Source organism: Ilyomonas limi (genome assembly GCF_005233845.1).
GTDB lineage: Bacteria > Bacteroidota > Bacteroidia > Chitinophagales > Chitinophagaceae > Ilyomonas > Ilyomonas limi.
This window is the reverse complement of record NZ_SZQL01000014.1, coordinates 140,526-153,617: the sequence shown is the minus strand read 5'-3', so window position 1 is coordinate 153,617 and position 13,092 is coordinate 140,526. Positions and strand designations below refer to the sequence as shown.

At 39.9% G+C, this 13,092-nt stretch carries 14 protein-coding genes; 6 read left to right on the top strand and 8 right to left on the bottom strand.

Going from position 1 to position 13,092, the window contains the following annotated elements:
• Positions 1 to 143: 143 nt before the first annotated feature.
• From cmk to FC093_RS16860, 3 genes are all read right to left on the bottom strand, one after another.
• Positions 144 to 836: a (d)CMP kinase gene (gene cmk, locus FC093_RS16870; protein ID WP_137262977.1), complete on the bottom strand. Its 693-nt coding sequence runs from the start codon at positions 834 to 836 to the stop codon at positions 144 to 146.
• Positions 837 to 940: 104 nt separating this feature from the next.
• Complete coding sequence (locus FC093_RS16865; protein ID WP_137262976.1) at positions 941 to 1,177, bottom strand: hypothetical protein; 237 nt, start codon at positions 1,175 to 1,177, stop codon at positions 941 to 943.
• 280 nt (positions 1,178 to 1,457) lie between these two features.
• Positions 1,458 to 2,009: a hypothetical protein gene (locus FC093_RS16860; protein WP_137262975.1), complete on the bottom strand. Its 552-nt coding sequence runs from the start codon at positions 2,007 to 2,009 to the stop codon at positions 1,458 to 1,460.
• 247 nt (positions 2,010 to 2,256) lie between these two features.
• Between FC093_RS16860 and FC093_RS16855 the strand changes: the two genes are divergently transcribed.
• From FC093_RS16855 to FC093_RS16845, 3 genes are all read left to right on the top strand, one after another.
• Positions 2,257 to 2,490, top strand: a complete 234-nt coding sequence (locus FC093_RS16855; RefSeq protein ID WP_137262974.1) for a hypothetical protein — start codon at positions 2,257 to 2,259, stop codon at positions 2,488 to 2,490.
• Positions 2,491 to 2,751: 261 nt separating this feature from the next.
• Positions 2,752 to 3,237 carry a GNAT family N-acetyltransferase gene (locus FC093_RS16850; protein ID WP_137262973.1) on the top strand — a complete coding sequence of 162 codons (486 nt, stop codon included), beginning with the start codon at positions 2,752 to 2,754 and terminating at the stop codon, positions 3,235 to 3,237.
• A gap of 570 nt (positions 3,238 to 3,807) precedes the next feature.
• A complete protein-coding gene (locus tag FC093_RS16845) occupies positions 3,808 to 4,269 on the top strand; it encodes a hypothetical protein (protein ID WP_137262972.1) in 462 nt (153 codons plus the stop codon).
• Positions 4,270 to 4,419: 150 nt separating this feature from the next.
• On the opposite strand, the gene FC093_RS16840 is transcribed toward FC093_RS16845, so the two are convergent.
• A complete protein-coding gene (locus FC093_RS16840; protein WP_137262971.1) occupies positions 4,420 to 4,647 on the bottom strand; it encodes a hypothetical protein in 228 nt (75 codons plus the stop codon).
• A 292-nt stretch (positions 4,648 to 4,939) separates the two neighbouring features.
• Here FC093_RS16840 and FC093_RS16835 point away from each other — a divergent pair, with 292 nt between their 5' ends.
• Positions 4,940 to 5,683, top strand: a complete 744-nt coding sequence (locus tag FC093_RS16835; protein WP_137262970.1) for a ferritin-like domain-containing protein — start codon at positions 4,940 to 4,942, stop codon at positions 5,681 to 5,683.
• A gap of 34 nt (positions 5,684 to 5,717) precedes the next feature.
• Positions 5,718 to 6,560 (top strand): ferritin-like domain-containing protein, encoded by an 843-nt coding sequence (locus FC093_RS16830; protein WP_137262969.1) that lies wholly within the window; start codon positions 5,718 to 5,720, stop codon positions 6,558 to 6,560.
• 123 nt (positions 6,561 to 6,683) lie between these two features.
• On the opposite strand, the gene der is transcribed toward FC093_RS16830, so the two are convergent.
• On the bottom strand, positions 6,684 to 8,000 hold the full coding sequence (gene der, locus FC093_RS16825) for a ribosome biogenesis GTPase Der (RefSeq protein WP_137262968.1): 1,317 nt from the start codon (positions 7,998 to 8,000) through the stop codon (positions 6,684 to 6,686).
• Positions 8,001 to 8,126: 126 nt separating this feature from the next.
• Positions 8,127 to 8,999, bottom strand: coding sequence for a GTPase Era (gene era / locus FC093_RS16820; protein ID WP_137262967.1), 873 nt, complete (start codon positions 8,997 to 8,999; stop codon positions 8,127 to 8,129).
• 217 nt (positions 9,000 to 9,216) lie between these two features.
• On the opposite strand from era, the gene FC093_RS16815 reads away from it, so the two are divergent.
• Positions 9,217 to 10,068, top strand: coding sequence for a universal stress protein (locus FC093_RS16815; RefSeq protein ID WP_137262966.1), 852 nt, complete (start codon positions 9,217 to 9,219; stop codon positions 10,066 to 10,068).
• A gap of 173 nt (positions 10,069 to 10,241) precedes the next feature.
• Here FC093_RS16815 and FC093_RS16810 read toward each other — a convergent pair whose 3' ends face one another.
• Positions 10,242 to 10,721 carry a hypothetical protein gene (locus tag FC093_RS16810; protein ID WP_137262965.1) on the bottom strand — a complete coding sequence of 160 codons (480 nt, stop codon included), beginning with the start codon at positions 10,719 to 10,721 and terminating at the stop codon, positions 10,242 to 10,244.
• 135 nt (positions 10,722 to 10,856) lie between these two features.
• A complete protein-coding gene (locus FC093_RS16805; RefSeq protein ID WP_206106600.1) occupies positions 10,857 to 12,194 on the bottom strand; it encodes a hypothetical protein in 1,338 nt (445 codons plus the stop codon).
• Between the last annotated feature and the right edge of the window lie 898 nt (positions 12,195 to 13,092).

Genomic DNA, 13,092 nt, shown 5'->3' with positions numbered 1-13,092 from the left:
AAGAATAACTATCACAGCCTTAGTTCCAGCCCTTACGAATTACTTAGTTTAGATTACTACAATGCTGTTGTGGGAAACATCCATCAAATACAAAAAGATACGAGCCTTAATGGTTGCAAATAATACATTCATTTATCCATGCACTATATAGCCTGTAGTTGTTGTTGCTTTTCTTTTACCCAGCCCAAAGCCAGTTTTAACTGCTGGTCTATTGTAAGATAAGTATTATCTAAAACAATTGCATCGGGAGCTTTGCGCAACGGACTTACTTCGCGGTTACTATCTATATAGTCGCGCATTTCAAGGTTGTGCCGCACTTCTTCGAGTGTAATATTTGGATTTTTCGCATACAACTCCTTAAACCGCCGCTCTACACGTATTGCCGGATCGGCAGTCATAAATATTTTTAATTCTGCATTGGGAAAAACGGCAGTACCTATATCTCTTCCATCCATCACAATGCCTTTTTGCTCTCCCATTTTCTGCTGCTGTGCCACTGCGAATGCACGCACTGCCTTAATAGCTGCTACTTCGCTCACGGCTTCGCTCACCAGCATTTCGCGTATAGGAATAGCTACATTTTCACCATTTAAATAAATATCATTTTCACCTGTAATTTCATTATAATAAAACTCCAGATTAATATCTTCAAGCGCCTTTTTAACCTGTTTATTGCTGCTGATATTGATATGACTGCGCAAAAAATATAGGGTAATAGCACGATACATAGCGCCGCTGTCTATGAAAATATAGCGTAGATGCCGCGCAAGCTGACGCGCCAGGGTGCTTTTGCCACAGGATGAATAGCCATCTATAGTAATAATAATACGCTGCATGACACCATAAAGATGATGCAATTTTGTAAAACGGCAAAGCCTTGCAGGGAGCAATTTACAGAAAGCCTGAAATTACAGGCAAATGCTTTTGCTACAGGCATGTTTTACCGTGGTGCAGCAGTATCGCCGGGCACTTTGTTAGCTACAGTATCGGCGAGTGAATCCACCTGATCGTGCGGTATAGCCTGGCTATGCGTTGCTGCCTCGTTTTGGGCTGCAGGATCGGTTGGATATATATTGGTAGTATCAGCAGCCTTCTCACCCTTGCTTTCAGTAGAAGAACTGCTGTTGCAGGCCGCCACGGTTGCAGCAATCATCAGTATGCCAAAGAGTTTTTTCATATAAAATAATGGTTAGTTGCTATGTTTAAGGCAATAACTATGCAAGAAAAGAATAACAGCAGCACTTCTTTTTAAAATAAAAAGCCAGCAGTTAATAACTTTATCTTTCTACAATATAATTGCATACAAATCAATCGCAAGCCTCACAATAGCGGGGAAAGTATTCATGGGTTTTACAGAAAAGATTAATTATTTACCCATATAAACAACAAACCCAAAGCCTTACGGGGCTTCGGGCCGGCTGTTCCTTTCTTATCTCCTTATCAAAAACTGTACATCCTTACCAGGTAGTACTTTGAAAATAAGTACCTGCTTCGTTGGGGTTTGTTGAAAACCTTATAACCATCCATTCCTTACCATTGCTATCTGTTTCTATGGTATAATATAATGTGGAAGGGTTTAGTTCATTGCTGTTCGCAGTGCGGTCGAAGTTACTGTCGCGATTGCAGGAATAAAAGCCTCGAAAGTTACCTTGCTGCGGATACAATGTAAACGAATGATCGGATTCGTTAAACGTTACCGTTCCTTTGTAATACGTAAAAGCTTCGGCGCGGCAAGCACCATCAAATGAAGCAAGTGCTAAGTAAAATTCGGCATCACCACTTTTATTAAACGTAAATGCCACTGATTGTGTATAAGGATTATCGTCATACTGTGTACCATTGTAGCTCCACCAGTCACTCATGGCAAAAGTGCCGCTCAGCCAGTTGCCGGTAAATGCATCCGGCACGTCACTACGTGGCATATCGGGTATAGTAGCACCGCTTTTCTTAGAGCAGGCATTCAGGGTGAACGCTGCTACTAAAATAAAAAAGTAATAAAGCGGTTTCATTGGTTTAGATTTAGGTCTTATGCCATAGGTGAAAAACCATTTACTGTATTGCTTGTATAAAGTTGTGTTTGAAAATAACCGGCAGCAAAGTTGCTTTGTAATGAATTGTAAAAAATGGTGGCTGAATTGAAGTTAGTCAACAGGAATATACTTACACAATAGTCCGCCATTTTCTTTTTTACGTGACTAAATGTAAAAACCTGCAACTTGCAGCATACTTTAACTATCATTACTATAAATCACTCCTATGGAAAACAGGCCTTCTAACGGTGAGTCTTTTGGCGATAATACCTATGAACCAAATAAACCCCAAACAGGTTTAACACCCCGCGAACTCATTCATTATCACATGAATAATCCCGACGAGCCTATTTCGGATGAAGCTATGGAAAACCTTGTTTTAGTTACAAACAGCAGTGCTATTACCGCAAATACACCGGAAGATACCACCAATAATGCGTTGCTAACTACCAATGATTAACAGGAGATAATTAAAATAAAGTTCCACTTTTAAATAAGTTATCCTACACGAGCTGCAGGCCTCAAGCAACACGCTGCAAGAGGGATTTATATCTTGCTGCTTAATTGAAAATGGTATAATAAGTTCATTGCATTTACAATGTTTGAATAGCCAGACTAAGTATCTTTTACACTTCGCTATAACTGCCTGTTGCTTATAACAAAATAACCGGAGGCTGTAGGATGCAGTGTATTTTTGCGCTTATACACAACATACACCTACATGCCAGATTGTACTATACGAAAGCTAAGAAAAGAGGATAATGCTATACTTGCAAATATCATCCGCCGCACTTTTGAAGAGTTTAAAGTAAACACTGCCGGAACAGTGTATGAAGACCCAACTACTGATGATTTGTACCATTTATTTTACCGGGATGATGCTGTATGTTGGGTGGCAGAAATAGATGGCGCTGTTGCAGGCTGTGCCGGCATTTATCCCACCAAAGGATTGCCCGCCGGCTATTGTGAGTTTGCAAAGTTTTATTTAGCTCCATCTGCAAGAGGCAAAGGTGTTGGCGGACAGTTAATGCATACATGTATAGCTTCCGCAAAAGAGCTGGGCTATACGCATATTTACTTAGAAAGTCTTCCGGCGTTCAGCAAAGCAATTGGCTTATATACGAGGGCGGGTTTCCGGCAATTAAAGGAACCGTTGGGCAACTCCGGGCATTTTGGATGCAACATCTGGATGATAAAAGAAGTATGATTTTTTCATTTAAATCATTGATCGACTGTGCTGCCTTAAACGAACATTATAAAGTATTTAAAAGCAGCTTATAATCCGATGCAATCCTTTTTACATAAAAAAAGGAGTTTACCTTTAATCTGGTTTTTGCATAGGGAATATTTTATTGGTGTTTTTCATAGGTTAGCACGGCCGTTGTTTTTACAATGGCTTTTTATTTTTAACAGTGATTGGGAAGAGTCCTATGATTGATAGGATTAGGAATATATCTTATTAACGCTGTGTTTCTCTGCAAATAACTACTTATACGCTATGGTTCAATAAACGTGTATTTATTTACATGCTCAAAGGTTATCCTTTCAAGTATTCATAAGATTATAAATGAATGTAACTGCGGTTCAATAGTATTATCATAACCTAATCCCTTTCACCAGTACATAATCCGGGTAACGACATTCTTATCTTTTTATATACTTCTTTACGCTAAATCCTTTTATTTTTTTTAACTAAAAGCCCTGCAACTACACTGTGTTTTTATCATCTCACACTATATAGCAATCTTTAAAACATTCACCCGATAAAACAGATATTATGAACTCAATTGTACGCTTTACACTGGCTTTACTGATAACTGCTGCTTTTGCTTCGTGCGTTAAAACTGTAGAAGCACCTCAACCTCCAGCTACCGACCCCATCACCGGATCGTGGATAATAACCGATGCGGCAGAAAATGATGGCTCCGGTTGGTATTCATTTAATCCCGGCATTGATGGCGTGTTTACTTTTTATAACAATGGCGCCGCTGAATATGATGATGGTTACTCCTTTTTGCAAGGCAGTTGGAACAGCTATACACAAACCAGTGGTTACTACGATGCATATGGAAATTACTACACCGATGCACACCAGGTTTTTCAGGTGCAGGCTAATAGCAATGGCGGTGGCTCAATTGATTTATATTTTGACGATATTAGTTTCTTTAACCGCAACACATTTGTAGGTACTTATTACAACGGCAAAGGCATAGAGAAATATACGTTTAGCAGGTACTAAAACATTTTGCAAATAGCGCATTGATAATATAATTATGAAATGCTGAAAAAGACTGCTTTGATGCAGTCTTTTTTATTTGAATAGCTTCAGCAAATTAGTTGCTGTAACCCAGCACTGATGCTGTTTTATACAGCGCTGATATACTTCATATTATAACCAGAGTGCATATCGCCCTTGTTTTATTCGGCTGCCGCTGTGATCGCAGGTGCTGAAAAAATTCCAATCATTTAAAACCATCCTTTCTGCTTTTTCGTAATTCAGGAGTAGGTTTTGTTTTAATTGCTTTAACACGCATACATAATAGAATAATGAAGTGGTACTGCCCCAATAGTAAAATGTTTCTTTTACTACATTCCTCGCTTCTGCTATTCTATTCATTTCTTTTTTGAAGTATATGTCTCTGGGACATTATGCTGATGTATAGATGAATAGCGGCCTTTTGTATGGTATAGGAGATTGATCTTTATCCTATACTTCGCTTAAACATACATGAGCTTGCCAGGCTACTTCAATACTTTGATGCGCAGCTTATAATACCGGCCTATTTACAACAAACATAATCAGCCAAATTCCACTACTGGCTTATAACAATCTTTAAACATGAGTATTGCCACAATACCCAAAAGAAGCTTTATGCACTCTTATTTATTTACCTAAAGAAACACTACGTATGCAACAAAAAAACAGAATTCCCGAACCGGTGACTGAGCAAATGCCTGCCACCAACTACCTGCCCGGCAGGAGAAACTTTTTAGCCAAACTTACCGGGGCAGCCGCCCTTACTGCTGTAGCAGCCGCATGTAACAAGGAAACTAACTTTGGCAATGGTGCTAACCTTTTAAGTGCAAATGACCAGCGCCTTGCAGCAGGCAAAGCCATTAGCATGGGTGAAGGTGATATTGCCGTATTAAACTATGCTTACCTGCTGGAGCAGTTGGAAGCAACGTTTTACACAATGGTAGTCAGTAACTTTTTTAGTGGTATCAGTAACTACAACAGAATGCGGTTTATGCAAATCAGAGATCACGAAATTGCACACCGCGAGTTCTTTAAAAATGCGCTGAGTACTATGGCCATTCCCGAAATAGAATTCGACTTTAGCATGGTTGATTTTTCCAGCAGGGATAGTGTGGTAACGTACTCAAAAACATTTGAAGATACCGGCGTAGCTGCATACAATGGCGCCGGCAAGTATCTTAAAAATCCCGATTATTTACTTGCTGCCGGCAAAATAGTTTCGGTAGAAGCACGTCATGCTTCGTTCCTCAGAAGCCTCGACGCACCCACCTCTTTTGCTGCCAACGATGTGGTAGATATGAACGGGCTGGATGTGGCAAAATCGCCGCTGCAGATAGTAAAAATTGTGGCGCCATTCATCAAGACGCCAATGGACTTTTCTAAACTGCCTGGTTAACAATCCATCACCAATTTAAAAACAAACTAATTATATGAATTTCAATAATATTATAACCGAAATAGAAAAAATTGATCCGGAGGTATATGACCGTCTGGATAACCGCCGCAATGCGATGCAACAGTTTGCAAGAATAGGTGGCAAATTAGCACTCACTGCTATACCACTTGCATTGGGCGGTATGTTTAAGAAAGCGTATGCTGGTGGCGGCGGCACCATGCCCGGTATAGTAGATGTACTCAATTTTGCATTAACGCTCGAATATCTCGAAGCTGAATTTTATAATGTAGGTACAGCTACGTCCGGCCTGATTACAGATAGCAGAGTGATGTCTGGCTTTATGACCATCAGGGATCATGAGAATGAGCATGTTGCTTTTTTAACTGCTACTATTAAGGCCTTGGGCGGAACACCGGTAGCAAAACCTACATTCGACTTTACAGCAGGCGGTGCCTTCTCCGATGTATTCTCTAATGCAGATACTTTTTATGCTGTTTCGCAAACTTTTGAAGATACCGGCGTAAGAGCTTACAAAGGCCAAGCCGGCAATTTAATATCCAGCAATGAGGTGCTTACTGCTGCGCTGCAAATCCACTCAGTAGAAGCAAGGCACGCTTCGTTTGTAAGAAGCCTCCGCAGTATCAGGATGAACTGGGACGAATCCATCCGCCCATGGATTACCGGCAATTCTACTTCGGGTATTGGCGCGGCTGTACAGGCTACTTATGCCGGGGAAGAAAATACGAACCAGCTTGGTATAGAAATAACCAACATCAACGGATTTGATATAAGCTGGGATGACGCTTCAGAAGCATTTGACGAGCCGCTGAGCATGGAAGCTATATTGACGATTGTAGATCCGTTTATTGTGAGCTAAGAATATTTTATTGTAAAAAAGGTGCTTAAGTATTGTAGTAAAAGGTGCTTTTTGCAAAGCACCTTTTACGTTTAGATTATCAGTTTGAAATAGCTATGTAGCACGTGTTTCTCAAAAATTATTTTACTTTTTCCTAAAGAAAATACGTATCGGCACACCACTAAAGTTGAAATGTTGTCTTAACTGATTCTCTAAATAATTGCGGTAAGGTGTTTTAATATCATCGGGATAATTGGTAAAAAAAGCAAAAGAAGGCACCTGTGTAGGCAACTGTGTTACATATTTTATTTTAATGCTGTTGCCGCGCACTACTGGTGCATGATGCGCTTCTATGGCTTTCAGCATTACATCATTCAATTTGCTCGTTGGTATCTTACGCGTTTTATTGGCATACACTTCCAACGCAGTTTCCATTGCTTTATAAATACGCATTTTTTCGGCTGCCGAAATAAAAATAACCGGCACATCAGTAAAAGGAGCAATTTTTTCTTTCAAACGTTTTTCGTAATCGCGGGCAGTATTGGTGGTTTTCTCCATCAGGTCCCACTTATTTACCAGCACCACAATACCTTTGCCTTTGCGTGCTGCCAATGAGAAAATATTTACATCCTGTGCCGTAATACCTTTTTCTGCATCCAGCACCAGGAGGCACACATCCGCCTCATCCATTGCTTTGATAGCGCGAATAACAGAGTAAAACTCAAGGTCGTCTTTCTCTTTATTTTTCTTACGCAACCCCGCCGTATCTATCAGCACAAACTCTTTTTGAAACATGTTGTAGTGCGTGTGAATCGTATCGCGCGTAGTGCCGGCAATATCACTTACAATAGTCCGCTCCTGCCCTACCAAGGCATTCAGTAACGAAGACTTGCCCACATTGGGCTGACCAATAATAGCAAACTTGGGCAATGCAGCAATTTCTTCATCTTCTTTTGTTTGAGTAGCTTCCGGTATCAGTTTCACCAGCGCGTCTAATAGTTCGCCGGTGCCACTTCCAGTCATGCTGCTTACAAAAAAAACATCTTCAAAACCTAAGATGTAAAACTCGCTTGCGTCCAACATACGCTCGTTGTTATCTACCTTATTTACGGTTAAAAAAACCGGTTTGGTAGTGCGGCGCAGCAAGTCAGCCATCGCATCATCAAGGTCGGTAATGCCCGCCGAAGCATCAGTCATGAATACTAATGCATCCGCCTCATCTATGGCAATACGTACCTGCTTGCGGATTTCTTTTTCAAAAATATCTTCGGTATCGGGCACAAAGCCACCGGTATCGATAAGGTTGAATGTTTTTCCATTCCAGTCAGCAATACCATATTGCCGGTCGCGCGTAACGCCGCTAATGTCATCAACAATCGCTTTGCGCTGCTCCAGCATACGGTTGAAGAAAGTACTCTTGCCAACATTTGGTCTTCCTACTATGGCAACTGTGAAACTCATATTGCAAAAGTAAGTATAAGTTGCAGGTAATCACTATTGTGAATGTTGAATTGTAAATTAGAGAACTATCCCTGGTGAATGAATGAGCATACAGGTATACCTTACATATTTTTACGACCTTTTAGCTCAATGGTATCCATACTCTTTCAAAAACAATTCATTGTCACGCCACCTGGGGCGCACTTTTACAAATAGCTCGAGAAATACTTTACGCTGCAAAAACGATTCAATATCGGCACGTGCCAGTGAACCGATTTTCTTAATCATTTTTCCACCTTCGCCTATTAAAATAACTTTTTGTGTTTCGCGCTGCACAATAATGTCGGCCTGTATTTTTATCAGGGTTTCTTTTTCTTTAAACTCATTCACCAACACTGTAGTATGATAAGGTATCTCATCGCCAAACAACTCATAAATTTTTTCGCGCACCATTTCACCTGCAAAGAATTTAGTGGGCAAATCAGTTAAGTCTTCTTCATTATAAAAAGCATCGCCATCGGGCAGTAAATCAAGAATAGCATCTAACAATTCCTGCAGATTGCTTTGCTGCAAAGCAGCAATAGCCACTACTTTTTTGCAATAAGGTTGTTGGGCAAAAAAAGCTTTTGCAGCTTCTGCCTGAGCTGGCCGTACCGCATCTGTTTTATTAATTACTACAATTGCAGGCACCTTTAACTTCAATGAAGTAAACAGGGTATCACATTCTTCCAGATTATCTTTTATATCCACCAGCAGTAAGGCAACATCGGCATCTTCCAATGCACTTTTTACACTCTGCATCATTTTTTCGTGCAGTTTATACTTAGGTTCAATAATACCGGGTGTATCCGAAAAGATAATCTGGTATTCACCCGCTTTATTTAAAAAACCTTTTATGCGGTGCCGGGTAGTTTGCACTTTGCTGGATACAATAGCCAGCTTTTCGCCCAGTAATGCATTTAGCAAGGTGCTTTTACCAGCATTGGGCTTACCAAAAATATTTACAAAGCCTGCTTTCATAGGTGAGATTTTATAAGGAGATGCATGTTCTGTAAATAAAGCATTTCCTTTATTACGTCAAAGATAACACCGGATATGGGTGTGTATGATAATGCTTTTTTGTACATACAATGAATAACTGTGGTAACTTTGAAAGGCAGCAATACAATGCTTGCTTGTTAATGCCGGATAACGAAAGAATAACTAAAAGAATTACGGACGATTAAAAGATTGCATTATGAAAACGATGCTTGTTCCTGTTGATTTTACTGCCACATCAGACAACGCCGTTAGCTATGCGGTGGAATGGGGCAAGGCGTACGATTATAAACGCATTATACTGCTGAAAACGTTGTACGATTCCATGTTTGACAGCCTGATACCATCGGTGGATTATGTACGTGTAAACCAGGATTACCTGGTGAAAGAACGGGAAGAAGCGATGCAAAAATTGAGGACTATGTGCCGGGAATTAATTGCTAAAGTAGAACCGGACATAAAAGTATCGCTGGCGGTGAGTGAACTGCCGCTGTTGCGTTCTATACTTGAAATGATAGAAGACGAAAAGCCGGAATTGATTGTAGCAGGCAGCGATAATTACAGTTATTCAAGCGACAGTTTTGTTGCGGGCAATGTGATTGAAATTGCTAAGACAAGTCCGGTGCGCACGTTGATTGTTCCGGCACACTATCAATACCGGCCAGTGCAGCAGGCATTGGTACCAGTTGATTTTAATACCGTCAACTCGCTTAATAAACTGCGCCGCTATCAAACCACCACACCACAGTGGAGAGAAAAAAAATTGCTGGTGTTGAATGTAGATCCAAAAGAAAGATACCTGCACCCCGATGAGGAATTTAAAAATGCAGAAAATGCGCTGCATCAATACTTGCAAAATTTTCCCCATGAAGTATATTATTCAAATGATAAGAATATTATCAACGGCATTATAGATTTTTCCAGAACGCATGATACGCAGCTTATTGTAGCCTTGCCGGGCAAGCACAGTTTTTTGTATTCGCTTACGCATAAAAGCATCTCAGAAGCTTTGTACCGTAATGCAAAAAAGCCGGTGCTTATTTTGAAGTAAGAGTGGCTTTTGTTACTTCTTATTGCCATTAAATGCTAAAGTAGTTCCGCTTTGTTTTTGTTTTTGCATCCCGAAGAAATTCTGATAAACCTCTATGATAGTTGTAAAGAAATTGAAGTTTACAAGCAATCTATATGGCATACCTCCTAATGATGGAAATAACAACTTCTCTATCAATACTGATTATTAATGAATAATAAGGCTTTACTTAGTCTGTGTTTTACCTGGAGCAGATTAGTATTTAATATTTCAGCAATTTCATATTCATCAAAACCAATAATATGGTGCAATATAAAAACAGAGCGAAAACTAAGTGGCATATCTGTAGCACTTAGTTTTTCTGCATCCACATTTTGACTGAATAACTGGCTACTTATTTTAAAAATACATTGATGCACCATGAACTTCGATAAACGGATTTTTAATGAAGTGCCATTCTGCGGGTTAGTACAATATACATTAAAGCAAGAACATACCTGTTGAACAAGGTCCATTGTTTCATTATCAATAAATCCAAAACTACTTGCTATTTTATACAATAATGGTTCGTACTCCTTAATGCCGGCAGCAGTTTCTGTAACATGGTTATTGTATGCTTTAGGAGCCAAGCCTGGCAGAGAAAACAACTGAATAGTATTAGACAATGGTTCCATATTGAAATACTTACGTAATGAAATGGTGAATAGTTGAAGAAATTACTACAGGAAGGTATTCAACCTGTTTGCTTACCGGAGGTTGAAGCAACAATTAATAAAGGCCACTTCAACCTTATAAGCAAAAGGATACAACTACAACGATTTTAAATATTCTACCAAATCCTGCTTCTCAGCAGATGTAAGACGTAATGAGAAATGCTTATTGTAATGATCAACAACCTCATCCAGTGTAGCAAATCTTCCATCATGATAGTAACCACCTGTTGCTTTGGCAAATAAGCCACCCAAAGGCATAGTCCTGTACTTACCCGTTGGTGAGCGTTTAGCCTCAAAATCATCAATTCCGATTTCTGCTGCCGTGTGAAGTTTGTTATCAGCAAACAATGGAGCAGCGTGGCAGGTAACACAATTTGCCTTTGTTAGAAATATTGCTTTTCCGCGATTTGCTGCTATCGGATCGAAGCTGCCGGCAGGAGGCTTAGGAGCAGCAATAGAGTGTTGATAAGCGCGAAGCGCAGGCAATTTGCGGGTGATTAGATCAGGATGATTGGTTACATGATAGAAGCCATTTTCCACTGCAATAGGATACTTTTCCGGATTATTCAGCCGGGGGTCAAAGAAATTTCCTTTACCATGCATTTCCAGATTGCCTACAAATGCATTCCAATAGCTGATATCACCCCATCCCGTATAAGTTGTAAGATGCACATCTTTTAAACCAAAAGCAGCAGGGATAAGGTTGGCTGCAATTTTTCCGTCCGGACGAAATGCCTTTCCATCCATAAAAAGAATGGCGGGAAACCTACCGGGGCCCCACAAGCTCAATACAAGTCTTAGTGTAGGCTCGTCTACATGCAGCATGTTGGCAATAGGCTGTGCATTATCCGTAAGCGAAATAATGGCACCTACATTCAGGTCTCTGTTAGGCCATCCATCCAGCCGCTTGCCAATGCCGGGCGCAAAGGAATTATCAACGGTTGAATGGCAGGAAGCGCAGGTAATACCAATAGATTTTAATCCGCCATCAGCATTAAAGTTGCCTTTTACCCCAACTACTGAATTTAGCTTTAACAGCGTAATGGTTGTAGCCGGATCATCAAGGTCAACTGTTCCTGATTGTATGCCTGCAAGTACTTCAGGAGGTAATGCATCTACATCTACTTTCAACCCAACAGCCAGAGCCGCATTAGGGCTAACACCCGTACCAAAGCCGCCGTTAGCGGCACCTGCTATGGCTTTATCAATGTGCAGCTCCCCGCTCCAATAATCTTCATCACCAAAAGCATCAAAACGGAAAATTTCTTTTCCCTGGTTAACCAATGAGTAATCAGGTAATCGTTTTGCATCATTTGCATCTAATCGCCCGCCATCATTTTCATCTACAGGTAACGTTTTGGTACATTGTATAAGTGCTATGACAAGCAGTAACGATAATGATAGTATGACCATCGTTTGTTTTTGATAGCGCATAAAAAAGTATTTAATATTGAAAGATTATTTAGGTCAGTCTTGATGAACGCTTTTTATTCAGATAGTTTCACCAGCATTCAACAAAAGAGTGAGTGAGTATTTTAAAGGTTACATACAATTAAAAATTCTTTTAAAAATTCCTATAAATATTTGGATTCTGAATTTTTACAGACAATCAGTTCCGCAATATGATTGTGTCAAAATCTTTGTTGTACCCATTGCCAGGCAGCATATATGGAGTTGGCACATGCTTATAGCAGCAGTATTTGAGTTTTCAGAGGGTAAATGCGCGAATGGACCTCATAAAACCTGACTTTATTTTTACTACTTTTTGAGGGCACAAGGAAATCTGTTTTCTCGCTGCTGTTGAAGATAGAAAGCAAACGAATCTTACATGTACTAAAAAGATTCATGCATACTTACTCTTGTATCTCCTTATCCACAGCTTTATTGTACATACCCACGATAACAATTTCGCCTACGCCATATTCCATCCTTATTTGAAACAACTTTCCCAAACCTGGATAAATATATGACTATACAGGCGATTAAGTCATTGGCTTTCAGTTGTTTATTCAATGGTATTAATGTTGGCAGCCAAGTATGATATTAAGTGTAAGAGCACGATTTCACACATGCTCTTTTTAATTGACTCCCAATACGGAGAGATCAAACAAATGCTGATATAAACTTGGTGTTTTTCATAGGTTAGCAACGCCTGCAGTTTCCACTGTGGGCTTTTTATTTACACTATTCTAACTTCATTAAGACAAAGGCGGATAAGACCAATATCCACCTTGAACAATTTGGTTCTTCTATTTTGAGAGTGAAACTAAATTGGCTTAAAAACTGCTTTCTTGCTTAAACGGTAATAAATAATAAAGAGCTGCCCGGTAGT